This window comes from Microterricola pindariensis (genome assembly GCF_002936985.1).
Classification (GTDB): Bacteria; Actinomycetota; Actinomycetes; order Actinomycetales; family Microbacteriaceae; genus Microterricola; species Microterricola pindariensis.
Window position 1 is genome coordinate 16,913 of record NZ_MPZN01000008.1, and the last position, 25,674, is coordinate 42,586.

At 67.5% G+C, this 25,674-nt stretch carries 24 protein-coding genes and 1 tRNA gene; 11 read left to right on the top strand and 14 right to left on the bottom strand.

Going from position 1 to position 25,674, the window contains the following annotated elements; all coding sequences use genetic code 11:
- Positions 1 to 185: 185 nt before the first annotated feature.
- Complete coding sequence (locus tag GY24_RS04000) at positions 186 to 2,426, top strand: ABC transporter permease (protein ID WP_104474476.1); 2,241 nt, start codon at positions 186 to 188, stop codon at positions 2,424 to 2,426.
- 43 nt (positions 2,427 to 2,469) lie between these two features.
- Here the strand turns inward: GY24_RS04000 and GY24_RS04005 are convergent, their stop codons facing one another.
- Together GY24_RS04005 and GY24_RS04010 are read right to left on the bottom strand one after the other, a co-directional pair.
- Positions 2,470 to 3,651, bottom strand: a complete 1,182-nt coding sequence (locus tag GY24_RS04005; protein WP_104474477.1) for a cobalamin-independent methionine synthase II family protein — start codon at positions 3,649 to 3,651, stop codon at positions 2,470 to 2,472.
- Positions 3,652 to 3,956: 305 nt separating this feature from the next.
- A tRNA-Leu gene (locus GY24_RS04010) sits at positions 3,957 to 4,040 on the bottom strand.
- A 238-nt stretch (positions 4,041 to 4,278) separates the two neighbouring features.
- On the opposite strand from GY24_RS04010, the gene GY24_RS04015 reads away from it, so the two are divergent.
- From GY24_RS04015 to pknB, 7 genes are all read left to right on the top strand, one after another.
- On the top strand, positions 4,279 to 5,025 hold the full coding sequence (locus GY24_RS04015) for an FhaA domain-containing protein (RefSeq protein ID WP_104474478.1): 747 nt from the start codon (positions 4,279 to 4,281) through the stop codon (positions 5,023 to 5,025).
- Positions 5,015 to 5,614 (top strand): FHA domain-containing protein FhaB/FipA, encoded by a 600-nt coding sequence (locus tag GY24_RS04020; RefSeq protein ID WP_104474479.1) that lies wholly within the window; start codon positions 5,015 to 5,017, stop codon positions 5,612 to 5,614. The genes GY24_RS04015 and GY24_RS04020 overlap by 11 nt, the downstream gene beginning before the upstream one ends.
- A 4-nt stretch (positions 5,615 to 5,618) precedes the next feature.
- Positions 5,619 to 6,854, top strand: coding sequence for a PP2C family protein-serine/threonine phosphatase (locus GY24_RS04025; RefSeq protein ID WP_104474480.1), 1,236 nt, complete (start codon positions 5,619 to 5,621; stop codon positions 6,852 to 6,854).
- Positions 6,832 to 8,223, top strand: coding sequence for an FtsW/RodA/SpoVE family cell cycle protein (locus tag GY24_RS04030; protein ID WP_104474481.1), 1,392 nt, complete (start codon positions 6,832 to 6,834; stop codon positions 8,221 to 8,223). Before GY24_RS04025 ends, GY24_RS04030 begins: the two co-directional genes overlap by 23 nt.
- Positions 8,220 to 9,674 (top strand): peptidoglycan D,D-transpeptidase FtsI family protein, encoded by a 1,455-nt coding sequence (locus GY24_RS04035; protein WP_104474482.1) that lies wholly within the window; start codon positions 8,220 to 8,222, stop codon positions 9,672 to 9,674. The genes GY24_RS04030 and GY24_RS04035 overlap by 4 nt, the downstream gene beginning before the upstream one ends.
- Positions 9,671 to 11,434, top strand: a complete 1,764-nt coding sequence (locus GY24_RS04040; protein ID WP_104474483.1) for a serine/threonine-protein kinase — start codon at positions 9,671 to 9,673, stop codon at positions 11,432 to 11,434. The genes GY24_RS04035 and GY24_RS04040 overlap by 4 nt, the downstream gene beginning before the upstream one ends.
- A 69-nt stretch (positions 11,435 to 11,503) precedes the next feature.
- Positions 11,504 to 13,201: a Stk1 family PASTA domain-containing Ser/Thr kinase gene (pknB, locus tag GY24_RS04045; RefSeq protein WP_104474484.1), complete on the top strand. Its 1,698-nt coding sequence runs from the start codon at positions 11,504 to 11,506 to the stop codon at positions 13,199 to 13,201.
- 28 nt (positions 13,202 to 13,229) lie between these two features.
- On the opposite strand, the gene GY24_RS04050 is transcribed toward pknB, so the two are convergent.
- Genes GY24_RS04050 through GY24_RS04055 form a run of 3 tightly spaced genes read right to left on the bottom strand, consistent with a single transcriptional unit; the run spans position 13,230 to position 14,839 of the window.
- On the bottom strand, positions 13,230 to 13,868 hold the full coding sequence (locus GY24_RS04050) for an anthranilate synthase component II (protein WP_104474485.1): 639 nt from the start codon (positions 13,866 to 13,868) through the stop codon (positions 13,230 to 13,232).
- On the bottom strand, positions 13,865 to 14,023 hold the full coding sequence (locus GY24_RS17840; RefSeq protein WP_162842923.1) for a hypothetical protein: 159 nt from the start codon (positions 14,021 to 14,023) through the stop codon (positions 13,865 to 13,867). Before GY24_RS17840 ends, GY24_RS04050 begins: the two co-directional genes overlap by 4 nt.
- A gap of 3 nt (positions 14,024 to 14,026) precedes the next feature.
- A complete protein-coding gene (locus tag GY24_RS04055) occupies positions 14,027 to 14,839 on the bottom strand; it encodes a class E sortase (RefSeq protein ID WP_104474486.1) in 813 nt (270 codons plus the stop codon).
- Between the two features lie 79 nt (positions 14,840 to 14,918).
- On the opposite strand from GY24_RS04055, the gene GY24_RS04060 reads away from it, so the two are divergent.
- On the top strand, positions 14,919 to 15,161 hold the full coding sequence (locus tag GY24_RS04060) for a cell division protein CrgA (RefSeq protein WP_083362420.1): 243 nt from the start codon (positions 14,919 to 14,921) through the stop codon (positions 15,159 to 15,161).
- A 232-nt stretch (positions 15,162 to 15,393) separates the two neighbouring features.
- On the opposite strand, the gene GY24_RS04065 is transcribed toward GY24_RS04060, so the two are convergent.
- Positions 15,394 to 16,098, bottom strand: a complete 705-nt coding sequence (locus tag GY24_RS04065; protein WP_324778127.1) for a rhomboid family intramembrane serine protease — start codon at positions 16,096 to 16,098, stop codon at positions 15,394 to 15,396.
- Positions 16,099 to 16,251: 153 nt separating this feature from the next.
- Entirely contained in the window at positions 16,252 to 16,791 is a 540-nt protein-coding gene (locus GY24_RS04070; RefSeq protein ID WP_083362422.1) for a peptidylprolyl isomerase, read from the bottom strand.
- A gap of 147 nt (positions 16,792 to 16,938) precedes the next feature.
- Here GY24_RS04070 and GY24_RS04075 point away from each other — a divergent pair, with 147 nt between their 5' ends.
- Positions 16,939 to 17,463 carry a DNA helicase gene (locus GY24_RS04075; RefSeq protein WP_104474488.1) on the top strand — a complete coding sequence of 175 codons (525 nt, stop codon included), beginning with the start codon at positions 16,939 to 16,941 and terminating at the stop codon, positions 17,461 to 17,463.
- A gap of 106 nt (positions 17,464 to 17,569) precedes the next feature.
- On the opposite strand, the gene GY24_RS04080 is transcribed toward GY24_RS04075, so the two are convergent.
- The 6 genes from GY24_RS04080 to GY24_RS17425 all read right to left on the bottom strand — a co-directional run bounded on the left by GY24_RS04080 (position 17,570) and on the right by GY24_RS17425 (position 23,898).
- Positions 17,570 to 18,019 carry an NUDIX hydrolase gene (locus tag GY24_RS04080; protein ID WP_104474489.1) on the bottom strand — a complete coding sequence of 150 codons (450 nt, stop codon included), beginning with the start codon at positions 18,017 to 18,019 and terminating at the stop codon, positions 17,570 to 17,572.
- 63 nt (positions 18,020 to 18,082) lie between these two features.
- Positions 18,083 to 20,317, bottom strand: coding sequence for an Ig-like domain-containing protein (locus tag GY24_RS04085; protein WP_161498680.1), 2,235 nt, complete (start codon positions 20,315 to 20,317; stop codon positions 18,083 to 18,085).
- Positions 20,318 to 20,613: 296 nt separating this feature from the next.
- The gene (locus GY24_RS17420; protein ID WP_133161100.1) at positions 20,614 to 21,225 is read right to left on the bottom strand and encodes a hypothetical protein; all 612 of its coding nucleotides are present in this window, start codon (positions 21,223 to 21,225) and stop codon (positions 20,614 to 20,616) included.
- Positions 21,226 to 21,459: 234 nt separating this feature from the next.
- Complete coding sequence (locus GY24_RS04090; RefSeq protein WP_104474491.1) at positions 21,460 to 22,272, bottom strand: hypothetical protein; 813 nt, start codon at positions 22,270 to 22,272, stop codon at positions 21,460 to 21,462.
- Between the two features lie 79 nt (positions 22,273 to 22,351).
- Positions 22,352 to 23,452, bottom strand: a complete 1,101-nt coding sequence (locus tag GY24_RS04095) for a tyrosine-type recombinase/integrase (protein ID WP_104474492.1) — start codon at positions 23,450 to 23,452, stop codon at positions 22,352 to 22,354.
- Positions 23,449 to 23,898, bottom strand: coding sequence for a MarR family transcriptional regulator (locus tag GY24_RS17425; RefSeq protein WP_133161101.1), 450 nt, complete (start codon positions 23,896 to 23,898; stop codon positions 23,449 to 23,451). Before GY24_RS17425 ends, GY24_RS04095 begins: the two co-directional genes overlap by 4 nt.
- 71 nt (positions 23,899 to 23,969) lie before the next feature.
- On the opposite strand from GY24_RS17425, the gene GY24_RS18220 reads away from it, so the two are divergent.
- The gene (locus tag GY24_RS18220; RefSeq protein ID WP_407662145.1) at positions 23,970 to 24,221 is read left to right on the top strand and encodes a helix-turn-helix domain-containing protein; all 252 of its coding nucleotides are present in this window, start codon (positions 23,970 to 23,972) and stop codon (positions 24,219 to 24,221) included.
- Positions 24,222 to 24,341: 120 nt separating this feature from the next.
- Here the strand turns inward: GY24_RS18220 and GY24_RS04105 are convergent, their stop codons facing one another.
- Complete coding sequence (locus tag GY24_RS04105; RefSeq protein ID WP_104474494.1) at positions 24,342 to 25,202, bottom strand: hypothetical protein; 861 nt, start codon at positions 25,200 to 25,202, stop codon at positions 24,342 to 24,344.
- Positions 25,203 to 25,674 lie beyond the last annotated feature (472 nt).

The following is a 25,674-nucleotide window of genomic DNA, read 5'->3' on the forward strand; positions in this document are numbered from 1 at the left end:
TCTACCCGCCAATTTCACTTTATAAGTCACGTGACTTATATTGGTTGATCCGGGTCCCCATCGCCGCACCCTGGAAACGCACCGGCGCGTCGTCCGGGTCTGCGTCGATTCCAGGGGGCCACACCCCTCCGCGCCGCACCGACGGCGCGCACTCGATCGCGGCCGCGTGCCGGCCAGGAAGACAGATGCCTCAGAAACCCTCCCCCGTTGATCTCGACGGCCAGCCCGACCTCGACGCGACTGCCGCGCTTGCCGCGAAGGAGCGCAAGACCGCCATCGCCACGGTGATCGGATCGCTCGTCTTCGCCTTCCTCATGGTGATCATGACCACGAGCGTGTACCTCGCCACCATGCACGCCCCCTCCCCGCACGACATGCCGGTCGCCGTCATCGGCAGCGGCGAGCTCGCGCAGGACGTCGTGTTCGGGCTGGAGCGCGCCGAGAACTCCCCCGCCTCCGTCCGCATCGTCGACACCACCGACGAGGCGCTCCAGCTGCTGCACGACCGCGAGATCGCCGGCGCCATCGAGCTGCCGGGCAACGACACGGCCGACACCACGGCCGTGATCCACACGGCATCCGCGGCCGGCGCCTCGCAGGCCTCCGTCGTGCAGCAGATCCTCGCGCCCGTCGCGATCGATGCCGGCATGGACATCCAGGTCGACGAGCTCACCCCGCTGCCGGCCGGGGACAGCGCCGGAATCGCGGCGATGTTCATGGCGATGGCGCTCATGCTGGCCGGCTACATGCCCATCGGCCTCCTGCTCACGGGCGCCCCGGAACTCCTCACGCTGCGCCGCTTCGTGCCCGTCTGGGTCGGCTGGTCCGCGCTCATCAGCGCGCTCGTCTGGTTCATCGCCGGCCCCGTGATCGGCTCGTTCAGCGGCCACACGGCGGCGGTCCTCGGCATCGGCTGGCTCACCGTCTTCAGCATCGGGCTCGTCCAGCTCTTCCTCTCCCGCATCCTCGGCGCCGCCGCGGTGCTCGTCGGCATGATGCTGGTGGTCGTGCTCGGCATGCCCGCGTCGAACCTGGCCATGTCGGTGCACACCATGCCGGGCTTCTTCGGCTGGCTGCACGGAATCCTGCCGCTGCCGGGTGCGGGCGAGGCGCTGCGCTCCGTGCTGTACTTCGGCGGCGACGGCACCCTCGGCTACCTGATCCGCTTCGTCGTCGCGATCGTGTTCGCGCTGCTCGCCACCGCCGGCGTCGACGCCCTCCGCCGGCGCAAGCAGGCCCAGGCTCTGCTCGCCGCGGCGTCCGAGACCGCGGACGACGCGGGGAACACGGCGATCACAGGCCACGCGGATGCCGCAGCGCCCGTCGTGGCCTCTGCTGCCGTCGCCGCGGCGTCACCGGGCGCCGAACGCCTCGTGCCGCTGGCCGGCGGCAAGCCGCGCTCCCGGCCGGTGCGCTACCTGATGCTCGCCGCTTTCCCCTTCTCCATGGTCGCGCTCATGCTCGGCCTCATGCTCACCGCGATGCACAGCCCGACCCCGGTCGGGCTCCCGGTCGCGATCGTGAGCAGCACAGAGGGCGCGGCGCAGCAGTTCGCCGACGGACTGGCCGGGGGCACCGGCGACATGCTCGCCCTGAGCACGCAGGACTCGGCACAGGCGGCCAGCGACCTCGTCTACAGCGGCGAGCTCGTCGGGGCCCTCGTGCTGCCGGATGCCGCCCACCCGAGCGCCACGCTGTACTCCGCCGGCGCAGCGGGCACCGGCCAGCAGATGGTGCTGCAGCGCGTCTTCCAGCAGGCGGCGCAGCAGGCCGGCGTCGAGCTGGAGCAGGTCGACGTCGCGCCGCTCACTGCGACCGACACGGGCGGCTCCGTCAGCCTCTACATCACCATGGGCTGGGTGATGGCCGGGTTCCTCGGGATCACCGTGCTGACCGGCGGCGCCCCCTGGGCGCTGCGGCTGCGCAAGCAGCTGCCGACGCTGCTCGGCTGGTCGGCGTTCATGTCGCTGACCGTCTGGCTGATCGCCGGGCCCCTGGTCGGCGCCTACCACGGGCCCGTCTGGCCGCTGCTCGGCATCGGCGTGCTGACGATCGCCAGCCTCGGCCTGGTCACGGCCGCGATCTCCCGGGTGATGGGCCTGCTCGCGGTCGTGCCGGTCGTGACGGTGTTCATGTTCGTCGGGGTGCCGGCATCCGGCGGCGGCCTCTCCACTTATATGCAGCCCGGGTTGTTCCAGACGCTGCACGACGTGCTGCCGCTGCCCGCGGCCCTGGACGCCGTGCGCGGGATCACCTACTACGGCGGCGCGGGCGTCGGCCCGGCCCTGCTGACCCTCGTGGCCTGGGGCGCGTGCGGCCTGGCCGCGAACCTCGTGATCAGCGCGGCGCAGAACCGGCGCGCCAAGCGGCGAGGCCGCCCGCTCTGCGCCACTTTCGTGCCCTCTGCGCCACCTGAAATGGCGTAGAGGGCACGAAGTGGCGCGGAGCGGATGCCGCGACAGCCGCGGGTCAGGCGCGCCGCGCGCCCTCGCCCAGAGCGGCGAGCTTTGCCCAGGCGAGGTCGGGGTGGATCCGGCCACCGAGGCCGCAGTCGGTCGAGGCGATCACACGGTCCGCGCCGACGATGCCGGTGAAGCGGCGGATGCGCTGGGCGACGAGCTCCGGGTGCTCCACGACGTTGGTGGCATGGCCGACGACGCCGGGGACGAGCACGAGGTCGTCGGGCACGGCGGCATCCGCCCACACGCCGAACTCGTGCTCATGGCGGGCGTTGGCCGCCTCGAACGAGATCGAGCCGACGTTCGCCTGGAGGATGACCGGGAGGATGTCCTGCAGCTCGATGTCGGTCGTGTGCGGCCCGTGCCAGGAGCCCCAGCACAGGTGCAGACGGACCTGCTCCTTCGGCAGCCCGGCGATCGCGTGGTTGAGGGCCTCGACACGCAGCCGCGTGAACGCCTGGTACTCGGCGACGGTGGGCGCGGGGTTGATCTGGTCCCAGTTCTCCGCCAGCGACGGATCGTCGAGCTGCAGGATCAGTCCGGCGTCAACGATGGCACGGTACTCCTCGCGGAGGGCGTCGGCCCACGCGAAGAGGTGCTCCTCATCGGTGGCGTAGTGCTCGTTGCGCACCCGCGAGGCGGAGCCGGGGGCGATCGCGGTGAGGAAGCCCTGTTCGCCGTCGGCGAGTGCGGACTTCAGGTTGCGGATGTCGGATGCCACGGCATCCTGACCGCGGTAGGCCAGCGGCCCGGTGGTGGTGGGAAAGGCGGTGGCGTTGCGGCCGACCTCGACGGCTTCCGCGTAGACGGCAGGGAACAGCTGGCGGTCGCGGCGGTCGAGGAAGCTCGTCAGCCTGACGGCGCCCGGCTCTGAGCGGACCGGGGCCTCGTTGAACGCGTTGACCTCGGTCAGCGAGAGCCCGCTGACGCGCTGGAAGGAGTATGACCACCACGCGCCGTAGTCGACGGGGTTCGACATGGCCTTTCCGAACTCGCCGTCGCCGACGAGCGTGATCCCGGCCGCCCGCTGCTTCTCGACGACATCCGAGACGGCGCGTGCGGTCAGCTCATCGAGTTCGGTCGTGCTCTGCAGGCTGAAGCCGTCGTCCGCGAGCGCGCGGGCGGCGTTCGCCTCGATGAGGGCCTGCGTGCGCGGCAGGCTTCCGGAAGTGGTGGTGGCGATGTTCGACATGATGCTCCTCGGGGAGTGGCTGATCGGCGCATTTCGCGTGCCGATCGCCAGGGGTGGCCAAGGCTCTTGCAGGCCTCAACGACGAGGCCGCTCAAGGCGGAGGCTTCCGGTTTCCGAGCCACTTTCCACGCTAGCGAACCGCGGGTCTGGTGCCGGTGGAGTGTGTCTCTGCGTGACGGCTCCGCGGTCGCCCTCGGCGGTGGCCTTCCCCGGCGCGGGCGGCATCCGCGCGTTAAAAGCAGAAGGCCCCCGATTCCTCGGGGGCCTTCTGTCTGAGCTGTTTGGCATCCAAACTCATATTCGCGTGCGCGAGGGGGGACTTGAACCCCCACGCCCTTTCGAGCACTGGCACCTGAAGCCAGCGCGTCTGCCAATTCCGCCACTCGCGCGAACTCGTTGAGATTATCACGCCAGCAAGCCGAGCACCATTTGAGGGGTTCGCCCGGAGTGTCGCGACATCCGGAAAAGATGCGCCCGGCCCCAAGACCTGTCATCCTCAAGGGCGAGTTTTGCGGGGGAAGCCCTCCGAATCACCCGGACAACAGGCGGGAAAACCCGCCACAAAGGCGGGTTCCCAGCGTGCCCGACTAACATTTGATAGTCATCAGAACTGGAAGCAGGTGAGCTGTGGGCTTACTGGACAACTTCGAGAAAGGTCTCGAGCGCGCCGTGAACGGCGCCTTTGCGAAGACTTTTCGCTCGGGGCTGCAGCCGGTTGAGATCACCGCCGCCCTCCGTAGGGAACTCGACACGCAGGCCGCCGTGGTCTCCCGCGACCGCGTGCTCGTGCCCAACAGGCTCGCCGTGCGCATGAGCGCCGACGACTACGAGCGCATGCGCTCCCTCGGCCCGGCACTGACCGACGAGCTCTCCCAACTCGTGCAGCGGCACGCCGCGAGCCAGGGGTTCCAGTTCGCCGGCCCCCTCGAGATCACCCTGCAGAGCGACCCGGGGCTCAGCCTCGGCATGGTGCAGGTCGATTCGAGCAACGTCAAGGGCGAGGTCTCCTGGGCGCCCGTCGTCGACATCAACGGCCAGCGGCACCCGCTCACCAAGGCGCGCACCGTGATCGGCCGCGGCAGCGACGCCGACATCACCGTCGAAGACACCGGCACCAGCCGACGCCACGTCGAGATCGCGTGGGACGGGCGGCGAGCCAAGGTGCGCGACCTCGGCTCCACCAACGGCTCCAAGCTCAACGGCTCCCCCGTGACGGAGGCCGTGCTCGAACCCGACTCGGTCATCACCATCGGCCGCACCAACATCACCTTCCGTGTGCTGGCCCAGGCCGCGCCCGCCCGCCCGGCCGAGGGCCCCGGCGACGCCACCCAGCGCAACAACATGGACGGTTTCTGGGGGCCCCGTGACCAGTGAGCTCACCCTGCTGGTCCTGCGGCTCGGATTCCTGCTGCTGCTCTGGCTCTTCGTGTTCGCCATCGTCTACGCGCTGCGCTCCGATCTGTTCGGCCAGCGCGTGCGCAAGTTGCAGCCGACGGATGCCGTCGCAACGGCCCCGCCGGCCGGCAACGGCCACAGCTCCCCGCCGAAGCCCTCCGCCGCGGCCCCCGTCTTCGCCTCCCCCGCCCCGGCCGGGCCCGTCTCGGCCAGTGCGGCCGCCGTCGCCGAGCCCGTTCTGACGCCCGCCTTCGGGCGAGACGTCGCCAGCGCGCAGACGGCGCACCGGCTCGTCATCACCTCCGGCGCCAAAGCCGGCGCTGAGTTCCCCCTCGGGCGCGACGAGATCACGATTGGCCGCTCCAGTGACTCGGCCATCGTCATTCGCGACGACTACACCTCCACGCACCACGCGCGCCTCATGCTGTGGAACGACCAGTGGATGCTGCAAGACCTCGACTCCACCAACGGAACTTTCCTCGACGGGGCCAGGGTCACCGTCCCCACCCCGGTCCCACTGAACGCCACGGTGAAGATCGGCTCCACGACCTTCGAGCTGCGACGGTAGGCGCATGGCGAAGGTCTCTGACAGTGCGGCGGTCTCACACGTCGGGCGCATCCGTTCGAACAACCAGGACTCCGGCCTCGCCGGGACCGGGCTGTTCGTGGTCGCAGACGGCATGGGCGGCCACGCCGGCGGAGATGTGGCATCCGCGATCGCCATCACCCGCATCGCCGAGGCCGACCAGGTCTACACCACCCCACAGGAGGCCGAGTTCGCGCTGCAGGCCTCCCTCATCGGGGCCAACGCGCTGCTCGCCGAGACGGTGTTCGAGCACACCGAGCTCACCGGGATGGGCACGACGGTCAGCGCCCTCGCGGTGCTCGGCGACGAGGTGGCGATCGCCCACATCGGCGACTCCCGCATCTACCTCTTCCGCGACGGCGACGTCTCGCAGATCACCGTCGATCACACCTTCGTGCAGCGCCTCGTCGACAGCGGGCGCATCACCGAGGAGGAGGCGGCCGTCCACCCGCGGCGCAGCGTGCTCATGCGCGTGCTCGGCGACGTGGACTCCGCGCCGGAGATCGACACCTCGATCCTGGCCACCCGCACCGGCGACCGCTGGCTGATCTGCTCCGACGGCTTGAGCGGCGTCGTCTCGCTGGACCAGATCCGCGCCGAGTTCACCCAGGGCGGCCGCGCCCACGACCTCGCCCAGCGCCTGGTGAAGGACGCCCTGGATGCCGGGGCCCCCGACAATGTCACCGTCGTGATCGTCGACATCGGCGAGACTTCGCCGCTCCGCACCGACCCGCTGGTCGTCGGCTCCGCCGCATCCCCCCTCAGCTTCGCCTCCCCGGAGCCGGTTCGCGCCCGCACCATGCGCCTGCCCCCGTTCCGCCTGCACCCCGTGCGCGAGAGCCACTTCGAGCCGGACTCGCAGGATTACCTGGACGAGCTCATCGAGGAGGACCGCCGCCGCGTACGCCGCCGCCGCGCCGTCTGGCTCGGCTCGATCATCGCGATCGCCGCGGCCATCGTGATCGCCGGCGTGCTCGCCTACCAGTGGACCCAGACCCGCTATTTCGTCGGCAGCTCCAGCGGCACCGTCGCCATCTACCGCGGCGTGCAGCAGAGCCTCGGCCCGATCGACCTCAACGAGCTGTACGTGAAGACCGACATCGCCTTGGCCGACCTGAAGCCATACGACCAGAAGATCGTCGAGGCCACCATCAGCGCCGGATCGCTCACAGAGGCCCGAGAAATCGTCGCCAGATTGGATGCCAGCCGTGTCCCGGAGTAGCGCGCAGACGGCGTCGAACCCCGTGCGCCGCATCCGCATCCCCCAGAAGTTCCGCAACCTCGAGCTGCTGCTGCTCATCGCCGCCTGCGCGATCAACGCCATCGCCATCGTGCTGGTACAGCTCGGCGCGCTCGGCCACATCGACACCACGCTCATCGTGCTCGGCGCGGGCCTCTCGCTCCTCGTCTTCGGCATGCATGTGGCGATGCGCTTCGTCGCGCGCGACGCCGACCCGTTCATCCTGCCGATCGCCACCGTGCTGAACGGCATCGGCATCGCCATGATCTACCGCATCGACCTCGCCTACGGCGATGTCGGCTGGGCGAGCGCCGCCGTGCGCCAGATCGTGTGGAGCGCGATGGCGATCATCGCGGCGATCGTCGTCATCATCGTCATCCGCAACCACCGGGTGTTGTTCCGCTACACCTACGTCGCCGGCTTCATCGCGCTCGCCCTGTTGTTGCTGCCGCTCGTGCCGGGCCTCGGCCGCGAGGTCAACGGCGCCCGCGTCTGGATCGGCATCGGCGAGTTCGCCACCTTCCAGCCCGGTGAGATCGCCAAGATCGCCCTCGCCGTGTTCTTCGCCGGCTACCTGGTGCGCAACCGCGACAGCCTCTCCATGGTCGGCACCAAGTTCCTCGGCATGCGGATGCCGCGCATGCGCGACCTCGGCCCGCTGCTCGTGGTCTGGGCCTTCTCGATGGCCGTCATCGTGTTCCAGCGCGACCTCGGAACCGCCCTGCTCTACTTCGGCCTCTTCATGGTCATGCTCTACGTCGCCACCGGCCGACTCAGCTGGGTGCTGCTCGGCTTCAGCCTGTTCCTCGGTGGCGCCCTCGTGGCCAGCCAGACCCTCGACTACGTCAACGGGCGCTTCACGAACTGGCTCGACGCCTTCAACCCGGCCATCTACGACGCGCCGGGCGGCAGTTATCAGCTCGTCCAGGGCATCTTCGGCCTGGCCAACGGCGGGCTGCTCGGCACCGGCCTCGGCCAGGGCCGCCCCGACCTGACCCCCGTGCCGCAGAGCGACTACATCATCGCCAGCCTCGGCGAGGAGCTCGGCCTGGCCGGGCTGTTCGCGATCTTCGCGCTCTACCTGCTCTTCATCGCCCGCGGGTTCCGCATCGGCTTCGCCGGCCAGGACGACTTCGGCAAGCTGCTCGGCGTCGGGCTCGCCTTCGTCGTGGCGCTGCAGTGCTTCATCGTGATCGGCGGCGTCACCCGCGTGATCCCGCTCACCGGCCTGACCACACCCTTCCTGGCGGCCGGCGGCTCCTCGCTCGTGGCGAACTGGATCGTCGCGGCCCTCCTCCTGCGCCTCTCCGACACGGTGCGCAATCAGCCCCGTCTGGTGGTGAACGAATGAACCGCGAACTCAAGCGCGTGAGCATCGTCGTCTTCCTGATGTTCCTGACCCTGTTCAGCTCGGCCACGGTCATCCAGGTGTTGCAGTCCGACAATCTCCGCAACGACGCGCGCAACCAGCGCACGCTCTACGACAGCTACAAGGTGGAGCGCGGCCCGATCCTGGTCGGCGGCTCCCCGGTGGCGGAGTCGGTGCCGTCCGATGACAACTACATGTTCCAGCGCCTCTACAGCAATGGAACGCTGTACGCCCCGATCACGGGCTTCTTCCCGGTCAACGGCGAGCCGACCGGCCTGGAGGGCGCGCTCAACAGCTACCTGAGCGGCACCGCGAACTCGCAGTTCCTGGACTCGCTGGAGCGCCTGTTCACCGGCCAGGAGCGCAAGGGCGCCGCGGTGAGCACGACCATCGACCCTGTCGCCCAGCAGGCCGCCTGGGACGCCCTCGGCGACTACACCGGCGCCGTCGTCGTGACCCAGCCGAAGACGGGCCGCGTCCTCGCCATGGTCTCCAAGCCCGACTTCGACCCCAACGCCCTCGCCGTGCACGACGGGGCGATCGTCGACGAGACCTATGCCGCCCTGCTCGCCGACCCGGGCGACCCCCTCATCAACCGCGCCATCGGCGGCGACATGAACCCTCCCGGGTCCGTCTTCAAGCTCGTCGTGGTGGCCGCGGCCCTCGAGTCGGGCAAGTACACGCCGGACAGCGAGTTCCCGAACCCGCTCACCTTCCAGCTCCCCGGCACCGACACCGTCATTCGCAATAGCGGCGGCGACGACTGCGGCGGCGGCGAGACCGTCACCATCGCGACCGCGCTGCGCCTGAGCTGCAACGTGCCGATGGCCGAGCTCGGGATCGCACTCGGCGACACCGCCATCCGCGAGCAGGCCGAGCGCTTCGGCTTCAACACCGAGTTCGACATCCCGCTCGCGGTCGAGGCCAGCACCTACCCGCGCGGGCTCGATGACGCCCAGACGGCGATGAGCGCATACGGCCAGTTCGATGTCCGCGCGACCCCCATTCAGATGGCGATGGTCTCCGCCGCCATCGCCAATGGCGGCATGGTGATGAACCCGAATCTCGTCGAGCTGATCACCGCTCCGAACCTCAGCCCGCTGCAGACCTTCGAGGCCAGCGAGTTCCAGCGCGCGATCAGCCCGGAAACCGCCGCGACGATGACCGAAATGATGGTCAACGGAGTCGAGAACGGGGCCGCGAGTAATGCAAGAATAGACGGGGTTAGTGTCGCCGGTAAGACAGGCACAGCAGAGAACGGCGGAGACCTTCCGTACACTCTCTGGTTTACCGGTTTCGCTCCCGCAAATGATCCAGAGTTTGCGATAACCGTCCTCATCGAGGACGGCGGGGGATTGGGCCAAACGGGGTACGGCAACCTTCTTGCCGCACCGGTCGCACAACAGGTACTAGAGGCGGTGCTGAATAAATGAGACCTACAACAGGGCTCACCTTCGGGGGACGATACGAGCTCCTTTCGCGGATCGCGATCGGCGGCATGGGCGAGGTGTGGCAGGCCACAGACCTCGTCATCGGCCGCCAGGTTGCCATCAAGATCTTGAAGGACGAGTATCTCGGCGACCCCGGCTTCCTCGAGCGCTTCCGTGCCGAGGCCCGCCACGCCGCACTGGTCAACCATGAGGGCATCGCCAACGTCTTCGACTACGGCGAGGAAGAGGGCAGCGCCTTCCTCGTGATGGAGCTCGTGCCTGGTGAGGCGCTCTCCACGATCCTCGAGCGCGAACACGTGCTTCCCACCGACAAGGTGCTCGACATCGTCGCGCAGACCGCGTCTGCCCTGCACGCCGCGCACGCCGCCGGCCTGGTGCACCGCGACATCAAGCCGGGCAACCTCCTCATCACGCCCGACGGGCGCGTCAAGATCACCGACTTCGGCATCGCCCGCATCGCCGACCAGGTTCCGCTGACCGCCACCGGCCAGGTCATGGGAACGGTGCAGTACCTCTCCCCCGAGCAGGCCTCCGGCCACCCGGCATCCCCCACGACCGACATCTACTCCCTGGGCATCGTCGCCTACGAGGCCCTCGCCGGTCGACGCCCGTTCACGGGCGAGTCGCAGGTCGCCATCGCGATGGCCCAGATCAACGAGGCCCCGCCGGAGCTGCCGCTCACCGTCTCCGAGCCGGTGCGCAACCTCGTCTTCGCCTGCATCGCCAAGAACCCGGCCGAACGGCCCGCCTCCGCCGCGCACCTCGCGCGGGCGGCGACGGCGCTGCGCCGCGGCGACGTGCAGGCGGCCGCCGCCTCCGTGCCGGCCATCGCCGGGCTCACCGCGGCGGGCGACGACCTCACCGCGCTCTTCCCGACCCAGCAGGGCGCGCCGACGGCTGCCACGACGATCCTGCCCGCCACGAGCGGCATCGCCGGCTCGATGACGGCGGCCGACACCACCGTCGCCGAGAAGCCGAAGAAGAAGCGCAGCCCGTGGACCTGGCCGCTCATCGCGCTGATCGCGCTCCTCGCGATCGTGCTGATCGGCGCCATCGTGGCCCTCGCGACGCAGAACAACGAGCCGAAGACGCCGCCCACCACTCCGTCGACCGTGGCCTCGACCCCGCCGACGACCCCGTCGGTCAAGCCGAGCACGCCTCCTCCCGCCCCGACCACGGCCCCGATCGTCGAGTCCGACTTCGTCGGGCGCACCGCCGACGAGGCCCGCGCCATGCTCGGCGAGCTCGGCATGACGGCCGACGTCAAGACCGGCAACGCCGCGACTTCGCAGGACGACGTGAACCGGGTCTACGCGGTCAACCCCACCGGCAAGAACGTCGCCATCGGCACGACCATCACGGTCACCGTCTGGGGCGATGTGGTCATGCCGAGTGCCCCGAGCTCCGCGCCCTCGCTGGCCGGAGGCTCCGAGCCGTTCGAACCGGGCAGCGACGTCACCATCTCGTGGCCGGCGCAGAGCTGCCCCAGCGGTCAGGAGCTGAGCGGATACGGCGTCAGCGTGTCCGGCGGCGACGCAACCGTCAAGGTGCAGGACCAGAGCCCCGGCGGATCGCGCACCGCAGTCATCACCGCGGGCAACGAGCCGTTCTCGGTCACCTTCACCTACTTCTGCGGCCCGTTCGAATCACCGAGCTCGCCGGCGCTGACCGTCGACGTTTCCGAGGCCACGCCTGAGGCAGTTGCACCAACGCCGACCCCGGGATCGAGCACGAAGCCCTAGTAGCACCGGCACGACACCCATCCGAGGGTAATATCACGTAAGTGCGCCGAGCTATGAGGGAGATTTGTTTTGTCTGAGGAAGGTCGCCTGATCGCTGGGCGCTACCGTGTGGGCGAGCTCATTGGGCGCGGCGGGATGTCTGATGTGCACCGCGGCACCGACTCGCGTCTGGGGCGCACAGTGGCCATCAAGCTGCTGAAGCCGTCGCTGGCCAGCGACCCGGCCTTCCGTACCCGCTTCCGCCAGGAGGCCCAGGCGGCCGCGCGCATGGCGCACCCCACGATCGTGCGCGTCTTCGACGCCGGCGAGGAGACGGTCACCGACCCCAGCGGGCACGAGACCCAGCTCCCCTTCATCGTGATGGAATACGTCGACGGCACGCTGCTGAAGGACATCATCCGGCAGGGCCCGCTCGACTCGACGGAGGCTGTGCGCATCCTCGAGGGCGTGCTCACCGCTCTCGAGTACTCCCACCGAGCCGGGGTCGTGCACCGCGACATCAAGCCGGGCAACATCATGATCACCCGCAACGGCCAGGTCAAGGTCATGGACTTCGGCATCGCCCGCGCGATCTCGGACTCCTCGACCACGGTCGCGCAGACCACCGCCATCCTCGGCACCGCCTCCTACTTCTCGCCGGAGCAGGCCAAGGGCGAGATCGTCGATGCCCGCACCGACCTCTACTCGACCGGTGTCGTGCTGTTCGAGATGCTCACCGCGCGTCCCCCCTTCCGCGGCGACACCCCGGTGGCCGTCGCCTACCAGCACGTCTCGGAGGCTGCCCCCAAGCCGAGCAGCTTCAACCCGAAGGTCTCCCCCGCGCTCGACGCCGTTGTCGCCCGCGCGATGACGAAGGACAGGGATCAGCGCTACCAGAGCGCCGCGGAGTTCCGCTCGGAGCTGGAGATGGCCGCCGCCGGCCACGTGCCGATCCACCCGGCACCCGAGTCCGCGGCAACCGCGCTGTTCAGCCAGAACCCGAACGCCGTTTCCGCGTCAGAACTGGCGCTCAAGCAGCTCTCTGAAGACACCAACATGGTGCGCACCCAGCGCCGCCCACCCGCCCTCTGGATCTGGGCCGGCGTGATGAGCGTCATCGTCATCGTCATCACGGTGATGCTCTGGGCGATGAACCTGAGCCCCAGCACCGAGCTGCCGCCCTCCTCCCGCGAGGTGCCTGCTCTCACCGGGCAGAGCTTCGCCCAGGCGCAGGAGGCCCTGGCCGCGCAGGAGCTGCAGGCCACCGAGATGCGCGAGGCCAGTTCCACGGTGCCCGCCGACCAGGTGGTTCGCACCGATCCCGTCGCCGGCACCATCGTCACCCCCAACACGACGATCAAGGTCTACGTGTCCACCGGCAAGACGGCGGTCGCCATCCCGGATGTCAGCAACATCAGCCTGGCCGACGCCGAGGCGAAGCTCACGGCTGCCGGCTTCCAGCTCGGCCTCACGACCAAGAAGAACTCGCCGACCATCGCCGCGGACACCGTGCTCAGCACCATGCCGGCAGCCGGCACGGAGGGCCACGAGGGCGACACCGTTGACGTGACGATCTCCAGCGGGCTCGTGGAGCTGCCCGACCTGACGGGCCAGACGCTCAGCGCGGCGACGGCCATCCTGCAGGGTCCAGAGCTGCAGCTGGAGGCCACACCGGTGCGCGACGACAACTGCGACGCGCAGCCGAACGACCCGATCGTGCGACAGTCGCTCGCCCCCGGCGATGTGCCCCAGCGCTCCGAGGTACAGCTCACCTACTGCGCGGGGTAGTCGGACTCCCGACCGGCGTGAGCCGGGCTCAGCCCAGGCGCACCAGCGGGTTGAGGTCGAGCGCGCGCGCCGCGGCCCCGGCCAGCCCAGCGCCCTCCAGCCAGTTTCCGAGCATCCGGTAGCCGCCCTCCGTCAGCACGGACTCCGGGTGGAACTGCACACCGTAGAGCGGCGCTGAGGCGTGCCTGAGGCCCATGATGACCCCACCCTGCGTGCGCGAGGTGATCACCAGCTCGGCCGGGACCGTCTCCTCGACGACGGCGAGCGAGTGGTAGCGGGTGGCCGTGAACGGCTGCGGCACGCCGGCGTAGAACGGGCTGTCGTCGTGGGCGACCAACGAGGTCTTGCCGTGCATGAGCTCCTCGGCGTTCGTCACGGTGGCGCCGAAGGCCTCCGCGATGGCCTGGTGGCCGAGGCAGACGCCGAGCAGCGGCTGGCCGGCGGCGTAGGCGGCACGCACCGTCGCGATCGAGACGCCCGCGTCGGCGGGCTTGCCCGGGCCGGGCGAGACCAGCACGGCGTCGTACTCGGCCGCGCGGTCCGCGGCGTCCGCCACCGGGTAGTCGTCATTGCGCACGACGGTGGTTTCGGCGCCGAGCTCCTGCAGGTAGCCGTTCAGCGTGTAGACGAAGCTGTCATAGTTGTCGATGACGAGTACGCGGGTCATGTGCCGACCGTCGCTTCCTGGTTGTTGATGAGCGTCTCCACCCAGGGGAAGACCCAGGTGGCAAGGGAGTAGATGGCCGCGGTCAGGAGCACCAGCAGCAGCAGGATGCGCAGCCAGACCGGGCCCGGGAGGACCCGCCATAAAGCACCGTACATCGATCAGCCTTCCTGCACCTGAGCGGCGACTTGTGCGGCGATCTCCGCCGGCGGGCCCGCGCTGAGCGGCTGCCAGCTCTCGAACACCCCGTACGAGATGATGCGCTCGTCGGTCGAGTACAGCGGGTTGCAGGTGGTGAGCGTGATGATCGCCTCGACCGGGGCGGCCTCCGGCAGGCGCGGGACCGGCGCGAGAACGTCTCCTGCGCTCGGCTGCACGTACTCGTGGTTGCGGAAGCGGTAGGTGTAGTAGCCGTCGGCGGTCTGCACGTAGATGGCGTCGCCGAGCTGCAGCTCATTCACGAGGTGCATGCCGCCGCCCCAGGCGCTGCGGTGGGCGGCCACCGCGAAGTTGCCCGGCTCGCCCGGCATCTGGGTGTTGTCGTAGCGGCCGACACCGAGGTACATGCTGTTCAGGACGTCCAGCGTGGTGCCCTCTGCGATGTTGCGGGCATACTCCGGGCCGAAGCGGGGAACGTAGAGAACGCCGAGGATCTGACCGTGCTCCGGGGCTTCGGCAACCGGCGTCGGCCCGAAGTCGACGGGCACCTCGGGGTCGGCGGCGTCCGGCTGTGGCGCAAGCGGGGCCCCGGCCTGGGCGATCCATTCCTGACTCTGGGATGCCGCGGAGCTCTTCTGCTGGTTTGCCATGATGGCGTCGTTCCACCACAGCTGCCAGGCGAGGAACAACAGCACCAGCACGCCGGCGGTGACCAGCAGCTCGCCGAGCACTCCCGCGACGCTGACCCGGGGGCGAGCGCGGCCTCGGTCCCGGCCCGGGCGCCGAGTCCTGGGCGTCTCGGCGGCCTCACTCATGCTGCAATCCTATGGGAGCTGGGCGACCGGCCACGGCGGTGCTCGGTATCCCCATGGTGTTCAGGATAGAATCGCACGCATGGCACGCACGAAATCATCGAAGCCCGCACCAGTGGTCGAGAACCGCTCTGGTGAAGACGCCCCGAACGCGGTGTGGTTCAAGCCCGTCATGTTCGGCTTCATGCTGCTCGGACTGGTGTGGATCATCGTGTTCTACGTGAGCCAGGGAGCCTGGCCCGTCGCCGCGCTCGGCTCGTGGAACATCCTCGTCGGGTTCGGAATCGCCTTCATCGGCTTCCTCATGACCACCCGCTGGCGCTGACTCAGCGCTCCGCGTGATTCGGCCGTCACCCTCGGGTGGCGGCCTTTTTCATGCCCGCTGTGCCCGCCGGTCCGCGGCCGGCGTCCACAGCCCGTGCTGTAACCCCATAAGAAAGTTATCCACAGGGGTTTACCCGTGTGGAAAGTTACATCCGTGTAATTATCCCCAGTGTTAATAACCCTGTGGATAGATTCTGGGGATAACTCTGTGGAGAGGCCGGGATGCCGCGGGCTCAGACCAGTGGGAAGAACACGTAGCGCAGGCTGAGCAGCAGCAACACCAGCGTGAGGGCGCTGAGCAGCACGATCTGGAGGGCCTTCTGGTCCCGCTTGCGGGTCTCCATGTAGATCAGCCCGACGAGCGCGCCGCCGACCAGACCGCCGAGGTGGGCCTGCCAGGCGATGTTCAGGTTGGGGATGAACCCGATCACGAGGTTGATGCCGAGCAGCACGAGCAGCTGTCTGGCGTCGCCGCCCATCCGGCGCTGGATCACCAGGAAGGCGCCCATCAGGCCGAAGATGGCGCCGGAGGCGCCGACGACCTGCGTCGTCGGCGAGCTGAGCAGCACGACCCCGGCCGAGCCGGCCAGCGCGCTGATCAGGTAGAGCGCGAGAAAGCGGCCGCGGCCGAGCATCCGCTCGAGCAGCTGCCCGAAGATCCACAGCGTGTACATGTTCAGCGCCACGTGGAGGATGAAGCCGGTGGAGTGCACGAGCGCAGCGGTGAGCAGACGCCACGGCTCGAAGATGTGTGTCGACACCGCGATCGGTGTGAAGAACAGCGCGTTCGTCACCCCGAGCCCGGGGATCCACTGCAAGACGAAGACGAGCAGGGTGAGCCCGATGATGCTGTACGTCACCACGGGGGCGCCCTGCCCCGTCATCCGGGTCAGGATGGCGGGCTTGGTGCGCGGCGCGGATGCCCGCTGCTCGCGCATGCACTCAGGGCAGGTAACACCAACTGCCCCGACTGTCTGGCAGTCGGGGCAGATGGTACGGCCACAACGCTGACAGAGGATGTAGCTCTGCCGCGAGGGGTGCCGGTAGCAATAGTCTGCCGCCGAGTCCGGCACCGAGGTCATAGATGCAGCCTAGAGCTGCTCGATGGTGATGCTCTCGATGACGACGTCGTCGAGCGGGCGGTCGCGGCCGTCGGTCGGGACCGAGCCGAGCTTGTCGACGATGGCGCGGGAATCCGCGTCCTCGACGGCACCGAAGATCGAGTGCTTGCCCTGCAGCCAGGTGGTCGGGGCGGTGGTGATGAAGAACTGCGAACCGTTGGTTCCGCGGCCGCCCTGGATGCCGGCGTTGGCCATGGCCAGCATGTACGGCTCGGTGAAGTCGAGGTCCGGGCTGATCTCGTCGTCGAACTGGTAGCCGGGGCCGCCGATGCCCTGGCCAAGCGGGTCGCCGCCCTGGATCATGAATCCGGGGATGATGCGGTGGAACACGACGCCGTTGTACAACGGGGTGTTGCTCTTCACGCCGGTGGCCGGGTGGGTCCATTCCTGCTCACCGGTGGCGAGCCCGACAAAGTTGCGGACGGTCTTCGGGGCATGGTTGCCGAACAGGTTCACCTTGATCGGGCCGTAGTTGGTGTTGAGCGTTGCGACAGCGGTGTGCTTGGACATAGCAACATTCTCTCACAGGCATTTGTGGCGTCCGGCGTTGTTCGCGCGCAACGAAATACACAGGGCGATCTGCAAACTCTCGCCCCGCACTCAGCCAATTCGGTGGCAAGATGGTAGCTGTTCGCCAGAGACACGATGGAGGGTCCGATGAGCCTGTCACGAAAGCGTCGCAAAGAACTCGATCACCTGCGCAGCAGCGCCGAGGAATTGTGGGAACAGCAGCAGGCGGTGTTGAACCACGCCAACGATGTCGCCCGGGAGGCCAGCCGCCAGCTCAGCCACCTCACCCGCGAGGAGGTCGCGCCACGAGTGCGTGACAGCTACGCGCAGTACGTCCGTCCCGGCGTCGACCAGGCGCGCGAGCTCGCACGGGGAACGGGCGCGACCATCGAGCGCACCGTCGTTCCCGCTCTGGGCAGCGCCATCGGCACCGTGCTGAGCGTCGGTGATGTGGCCAGGGACGCCCGCGTGCGCGCCGCGTTCAACCGCGTCGCCCCGAAGAAGGTCGTGGTTCCCGAGAAGAAGAGCTCGGGCATCGGCGGAACCATCGCCCTCGCCGCGGCCGTTCTGGTCGCCGCCGGCGTCGCCTACGCCGTCTGGCAGACCTTCCGCGCCGACGATGAGCTCTGGGTCGCCGACGACGAGTCCCCTCTCGACGGCACCCGCCCCTAGGACTCCCCCCGCACAGTAAAGGCCGCCATCCCTCGGGATGGCGGCCTTTACTGTGCGCTCTGGTTCTGCGCGCTCTGGTTCTGTGTGCTCTGGCGCGCGGCGGCGATCAGCGCTCGATCAGGATGCCGTTGGCCGGCTGCGCCTCGTTCAACGCGAGTCCGATGCGCACCAGCTCGACGGTCTTCAACCCCGCCAGCTCGGCGAGCGGCACCCACCGCGCCTCGTCGCTGGAGCCACCCCGTTCGTGGGCGAGCTCGCCCGAGATGACGTGCGCCCGGTAGAGAATGCGGATCGAGTTCAGCGGGCGTGCGACGGCGCCGGGCAGCCGGCTGTGCGAGCCGATGATGTGGTTGTCGATGCCGAGCAGCACGTCGAGTGCGGCATGGTAGCCGGTCTCCTCGAAGATCTCGCGGATGGCGGTCTGTGACGGGTTCTCGTCGCCCTCGAGCCCGCCTCCCGGCAACGTCCAGGCGTTGCGCCCGTGCTCGTTCCAGTGCGAGAGCAGGATGTGCCCATCCCTGATGATCACCCCGTAGGCAGCAACCCTGATGTCCATTCCGCAACACTACGCCGGAATGCTCGGAGGGCCGCGGCGGACCGGCCCTCCGAGCGTGCGTGTCTAGCGGTGCCCGCTGCGTCGGCGTGCCACCAGGGCGATGCCGACCGCGGCTGCCAACAGGGCCCCGAGGGCGGCGCCACTTGCTGCGCCCGCGTCGAATCCGGTCGCGGGCAGCGCGGCGGTGGGTGCCGGTGTGTGGGTGGGAGAGGGCGTCTGAGTCGGCTCGGGAGACGACTCGGGGCTCGGCTCAGGCGTGGGCTCTGGCGTGGGCTCAGGCTGTGGCGCCGCAACCGTCAGTGTGCCGCCGACCGCCAGCTCGGCGGCTCGGATGCTGTCCCCGGCCGGGGTGAAGCGGGCACCGACGGTGTGTGATCCGGCAGAACCGGTCGGCACGGTGAGTGACGCCCGCCCGTCGACGAGTGCGACCGGGTCGCCGGCGGGGTCGCCATCGATCAGCAGCACGACGGTCCCCGTCGCGAGCGGCGCGCCCGCGCCTGCGGCTGCGCCCAGCACGGTGGCGCGGCCAGCGGCGCCGACGGAGACAGCGACGTCAAACCGCACATCGTCGCCGATGAACGCGTTCCCGCTGCTGAGCGAGCCGGTGAGCGCCGTCGCCCACGGTGTGACGATCAGCGCATCGGCCCCGGTGAGCGCCGCAGCAGAGTCGGCGAACGGTCCACCCGCGCGGAAGTGAGCGGTGATCTCGTGCGCTCCGACGCCACCGGCCGTCACGGTGGTCTCGAAGCCCAGGCAGGTGCCCCTGGGCGTCGCGTGGGCGGTGGCCAGCGAGGAATCGACGCTGGCCACGATGTCACCGGCCAGCAGGAGGTCTAGCGTGCCGGTGAGCGGCTCCCCGGCCGTCGACGCGGCACAGACCGTTGCCTGCAGCACCACGCCCTGCCCGGGGTGCACGCGTGCCGGCGCGGGCACGAGCTCGGTCGTGGTCGGCAGTGCGGTGACGTCGACCGCTGCGGCCGGCGCCGGGGAGGGTGCGGAGGTGGCGTCACCGGAGAACGTCGCGGTCACGGTGTGGCCGCCGACGCCCAGGCCGGTCATCGTGACCGTCGCGGAGCCGCTCGCGATCGGGTGTGACCCCCAGCTCAGCCCGTCCAGGAAGAACTCGACCGATCCAGAGTCGGGGGTCTCGGCGCCGGTGACCTGTGCGGTGACGATGAGGTCAGTGCCGAACGGCACCGCGGCCGGCACGCTGAGCTCCGTCGCGGTCGCGTTCGCCTGCCAGTCCAGCGCGATCGCACCGGGCTCGACGCTGATCGGAGGCAGGAAGCCCACTGGGCGGTAGGCGAAGTCCAACTCGTCGAGCCCCATCGTGCCGGGCCATGCCACGTCGATCGTCGCGGCGAGGCCGGCCGGGGTCGTCGCGATCAACGCCGAGCCAACGGCCGTACCCGCCCGGGTGATGTCGAAGCTGCCTCCGATCGCCTGGGCGGGGGTGCCCGGCCCCAACACCAGCGTGACGGGCACGCGCTGCCCCGCGGTCGGCGACGCCGTGTAGTCGAGCGTGACGGTGGCCGGATACGGGCCCACGTTCAGCTGCTTGATATCCGACGTCGACGAGAAGATCGGCTGCGCCGGGGCCGGGTCGAACTTCGCGCTCACCATCATGGGCAGGAAGCTTGGCTCCCCCGTGGGCAGGGTGAGTGCGGCGACACCGTTCGCATCTGTGTAGGCGGTTCCCAACGGGTTGGTTCCCGGAGGAAAGATTCGCATGCTCAGGAAGCGCACCGGAATCCCCGCAACAGCCGGCGTCACGGTCGCGGTGTACGTTGTCGGCGTGTGAGCCCACATGGTCGTGCCGCCGGTGAGCGGTGAGACGTCCAGCGCGGTCGTGGAGAAGATGTTCGTGACCACAGTGGTATCACTCGTCTGGAACAGCGATGAAGTGCCCGCTGGCTCGAAGACAAAGATCAGCCCGAGCGTCATCGAGTCGACGAACCTCCCCGGGATCGTGAACGCCTGGGAAACGCCGTTCACGAAGGTTTCTGTCGACTGCAGGATTACCCGCCCTGTGTTGGCGGAAGATATGCGGAAGACCCCGGTCACCGTTGCGCCCGCGCCACCGTCGTTGGAGACCGCAGCCGTCACCTCAAAGTCGGTGTAACCCGGCGTGGATGGCGGGGGCGTGAGGAACAGCCCGGTCACTGTGACGGGCGCCGCGGATGCCGCAAGCGGAGCAGCCCCCATGCCGAGAGCGGAGAGCGCGACGATGGCGAGGGTGGCCAGGCCCGCGCGCAGGCGGGAACGGGTGCGAGACGACCGGGAAATTGTGGACTCCATCCTGGCCACGACAGGGCGGACCAGCATCGAGAGTACAAATCGGGCCGCGCGAGCACATCCGTATTAACTACTGATTTCACTCTGGATGCGCCGCGCGCCGGCATCCGGAAAACAAAAAATCCCCGGCGAACCGGGGATTGTCTGTGGAGCCTGGGAGAATCGAACTCCCGACATCCTGCTTGCAAAGCAGGGGGTTAATGCGGAAAGACACGGAATCCTGATGCCCTCGGGCGCTATTCGGGCACGCCAAGATCTGGGCGTGCCTCCTGAAGACCTAATCCAGGCGATGACGAGGTTCAGAGCTGCCGCAGATCGATCCCCGCCGCGCGCATGGGCGAGGCAAACAACTCGAACTGCGCCGCCGGTAGAAGATCCTGAACAACTAGCACGCGTCCAGCGCGCTCGGCGGCGTATGCTCCGGGCCTAAGCCATTCAGTCGTCATCTGGTCAACGGCACCTGGTTCCTTCGCGCAAGCTTTCGCAACCAACAAAATCCTGTTGAAGGCGTGAACGTAGGCAGCGGCCCCGACATCGACACCATCTCGCTCATCAAGCGCTGCCTCAACAGGTGCCGCTGCCTCGGCTTCGGCGATTGACCAAGCGTGCTCGAAATGCCCCGCTTCATCTCCAAGAATGCGGTCGCGTGCGGCATCGGCTCTCTGTTTTGCGTGCGCACGATCCGCGTCCGACAAGAAATCCATCGTCCCATATCGGTGTCGCTCCGTCGCAAATACGATATTCCACATGTGATCTGCTCGGCTTTGCCTTAGTGCGTCAGTTACTCGTGCCCGGATCAGGTCGTTGGCCGCCGTAGCTGCCGCCGCGAGTTCAGGCACCGTGAGTGTCTGAAGTCTCAGGAGAAACGCGTCGATGGCTCTCTGGTTCGGTCCGTGGTTTGTGGAGTCCATTGCAGCCTTTCGTCACATCTTCCCTGAACGTCGGCGCGAAGTGGCTACCCGTGGGAATTCCAGCGGTGACGGAACTCGACGCCAGTGCGATTGGTTCGCAGTTTACAGATAGCGGACCATCGCTTAGCGCTTAGCCCTCGGGGGCGGCTCCACCTTGGGCCGCCCTATAAGCAGACACACACTGGGAGCCACCCAAGCAGGGCTCTCAGGCATCGTGCGAGTGCACTGCACACATCACCTAGAACCTCGCTGTTCAAGCATTCGAACCCCGTCCTCCAAGTAGTTGACTGCGGCCTCGAAGTGGGCAGTCAACGCCACGATGTCTGCGGCAATCACAGCTTGGAAGCCAACGTGATCCGCGCGCCGGATCCGCGCGTCGCTCACGTTCCAGACCGCATGCCGTCGGCCGTGCGCGAGACCGCTGGCGCGTTGCCAAAAGACCACGAGGGCCTCCTGGTGGTCGGCGTGCCGCGTCACGTACGCCTCTGCCTCCTCAAGTCGCTCTGTGATCGACGGTGGCATCAGTCTCGCGCCGGTGTTAGACGGGCGCATGTCGCGCTCGATTTCTAGCTTGCGCAGTACCGAATCCGTCGGGGCTAGCCCTGCGTACTTTCCACCGGCCTTGGTCGCCTCCAGCCGGCGCTGATCACCGAGCGACTCGCGGGAGAGCTGGAGGGCGCGCAGCACGCGCTGGTCGCTGCTCGCTGGACCGATCAGCCACAGCGCGACGCCGGCGCACTCGATCACGTTGCGGAGCAACGTGTATCCCGCGAACGCGGGCAAGATTACTGCCTTCACGGCTACAGCGGCGAGAGTGTTCACATTGTCGGCCGCAACCGAGAGTAGAGCACGTGCTTGGTGGCTAACCGCATCTGTTCGCGAGTCTTGGTCGTCACTCTCGAGCGCGCTATCAACCTGAACATTGAAACCGTTGATCCTGTCGATCAGCGGCTCGACTTGAGCAACCAGCGCTAAGAAATACTCAGCGGCAATCTCTTTGGCGCGACTGCCCGTGAACTCTGCTTCGGAAATGAGGGGTGGCATCATGCAACCGTATCTTTGGAGCCCCCTTCGCCCAATCCACGCCAGTATCAAACACCGGGACGGGCTTGCCAATTGCTCTAGATCATGCAGCCTTTGGCACCGCGAACGCGTCAACTAGCGCCATCAACGGCTCGAGACCGGCAGGTGCGAGGTGTCCATAGCGGTCGAGCGTGATTGACGGACGGGCATGCCCCAGAGCACGTGAGACGCTCAGGAGATTGCCGCCGGCTTCCGACAGCGCGATGGCTGCGAACGTGTGCCGGAGCCCGTGGGCACTAAGTCGCCGAATGGGATCGATCCGAATCGCGTTGGCGCCACCGACGGCACGGGTGAGCGCCGCGTTGGCGTACCCCTTGGAGACGGCGTTGCCAGGACGACGGGGGCTCACGAACAGCCAGTCCGCCTTTGGCCTTGATCCAGCGAGCTCGACGAGGGATGGAAGGACGCTGGCTGGAACTGGAAGCGTGCGGATACCGGCGCGCGTCTTGGAGTCACGCACGGTGAGCTGGTTGCCGACTAGGTCGCCGACACGCAGGGTCCGCATCTCATTCTCGCGGAGACCCAGGAAACCCAGGACCCGGAACATCGTCGCATCGAAGTCGCTCGAGGCAGCATCTACGACCGCGCGCAACTCCTGTGAGGACCAGTACGGTCTCTCGGTATGCCGGAGCGAGACGACAAGGCCCTCGGTGACATCGACGCCGACCAGGTTGTCGCGGACACCACGCTTAATCGCTGCACGCAGCAACTCAAGCTGCTTCTTGCGGCTCGACGCGGCTGGCTCCGCGCGCTGGGACCAGATCTCGATCTCGGTTGCGTCGATAGTCGACAACACTCGATCACCGAACGTGTCGCGAACCACCGATGCGTGATACTCGTCTGCCTCGATGGTCTTGGGTGCTCGGTCGGCCTTGGCAGCCAAGTGACGGTCGAGCAACGTGCCGACAGTGACAGAGCTACTGCGGGTGCCCTGCTGATGAGGGCTTTGGATCTGCGCGGCCTCGTCAAGCAGCGCCTGAGGCTTCTGATTGTCTGAGTAGGACTGCTTGTGCTGTGCGAGCCGGCCCGTCGTCGGATTGATGTCCGGACCACGCCAGCGCCGTTGCCAGCGAACAGCGTTCTTCTGGCGCCGGCGGGCGATCTCAGCTTTGGGTAGGCCATCCCAAAGGTCGTGGACGCTCACTCGTCGGACATCTTCCGGCGTCGAATCTCGGCCATCATTTCATCGGAACTAAACGCGCTGAGCACCTTGACCGCGAGTGCGGCGCGAGCAGCGGCTGCGGCCACGGCCTCCTGCTCAGAGGGCACACCGACTCGCGGGCCCGCGAGCTTCGCTTCCTCAAGCATGTCCGCGGCACGGTCACGGCCGATCATGCGCAGTACTTGAGGATCCATCCCGAGTGGCGACCCGAGCTTCACGAGTGTGATGTCAGTGGGAACCGCGATTCTGGGGCCGTCAGAGCGATAGCGAATTCCATTCAACGCAATGTGGATTGTGGCAACGCTGAGTCCCGTCGCAGCGGAAAGGTCGGCGACAGTGAGGCCGGATTTGCGGTGCATCGCCTTGAGCAGAGTTGACTCGGCGGGAGGTACAAGCTGTTCAGATTCTGAGGTTGGTGGAATAGTCATACAAGAAAGATTGCCACAAATTCACCACATATGCATACGCCTGTCGTGTCGCATGAGTAATGTTGTACAACATGACACACTTACCGATTACTACACTTCTTGCACTCCTGACTCGTGAGGGCGCACTACTGACGGTCAAGGAGACCTCTCACTCACTCGGGGTCACCGAGTGGTGGACCAGGCAGCTCATCGCGCGGGGTGACCTCCGGGCCATCAACGTGGGAGGTACCGCCAACACCGCTCGGTGGCGGGTGGACCCAGAGGATCTGCGAGCGTTCCTCGCGAATCGCGAGAGCCGGTCACGCGATCTGATGGCGTCATGAATGCGAAAGCACTGGGTGACTGTGGCCGGCGCGACAGTCGCCCTTGCTTTGAGGGAAGATGCGTCGGGGCATGAGCTACATCGAAGAGCTGGCGCCTTCTAATCCTTAGGGAGCTTCTAGCTAGGCAGCGTCGAGGTCGGTCGGCCCTGGCCGTTCGGCGTCATTGACGCACTCCTCCACCACTACCAGAGGGACTACCTCACCGCTGGCATCCGCCTCGTCCCGTCGATGACCGGGCTTAGTGAGTTCCAAGCTGGCGAGGTGCTTTTGGAGCTTCTTCGACATAGGGAGGAACGTACCCAGGGTGAGTCCACCAGAAAGCACGGCTCCGAGAACGGGAATGGCCTTCGCGATTCCGCTGGCGAAGAGCTTCTTGGTCATTGCCACGCCGAGGAATGATGCAACTTTCTTGACGATCGGGTAGATCAGCCCCTTGGTGAGCGCTTGCTGCGGGAGCTTTTTGACCACCTGAGCCGCGATAATGGCCGACACTTTGGTCACACCGCTCTGCGCGAACTGCACTCCGACCATTACTCCCACGAATAGCGTGAGGATGCTCTCGGTGGCCTCGTCCATTTCGTCATCACCGTCATCGGCGAAGAGGTCCGGCCAGCTATAGATATAGGCGAGCTTCTGAGCGACGCGGAGCATGTGACCTATGTACTGCGCCATATCAGCAGGCACTGTGCCAATCATTGCGAGACCGCCTGGGATTCCCGCGAGGGTGGAGATCCCTGTCGCTTTGCTCGTCTCGTAGGCGACGGAGGTGTTCGCCGCTTCTGCAATGATCTTGAGCGGTATGCCAGCCGCTGCCGGGCTCTCCGAGATAGCTCGTTCGATCTGTTCCTCGGTGCAGTGTCGCTTGAGAGCCACCCGGAGATAGGCCGCACGATTGATGCGGACGCCGGGCAACTTCGCCGCCACATCCAACACCTGGGAAAACTTCGATCCACTGTGCTCGATCTCTTGGGTACTGGCCATGGGTAGATCGTATCGGCCGCGTCCGGCGCTGATCCGCCTCCACGAAGCGCGCGCTGCGCGCAAGCTAGTTCAGATAGCCAGCCTTCGGCCGGCGGGTCGTTCGTCGGAGCGATGTTGCCAGCGCGGCAGCCATCCCGGAACTCGTTGCGGAACTCCGCGGAACTCGGCGCTGAACAGGTTCCGCAAGAGTTCCGCAACCGAGTTCCGCAGCCGTTTTGCCCGCTGGTGGCGCGGATCGAGTCAAGAAGCTGCGGAGCTGCGGACGGAATCCCACCACTTCTCTTTTGTTACCCCTAAAGAAATAGAGAGTTCTAAGCAGATGAAGAGAAGTAGCGAGATAAGTTCCGCAGTTCCGCATCCGGGATGCCACATTCAGCTGCATCCGCCCTGAGCTTTGCCCTTTCCGAGCGCAGCGAGGACCACGCTTGCGAGCTCGCCTGCTCATCATCGTCAATGCTCGGGGGCGCGTCCA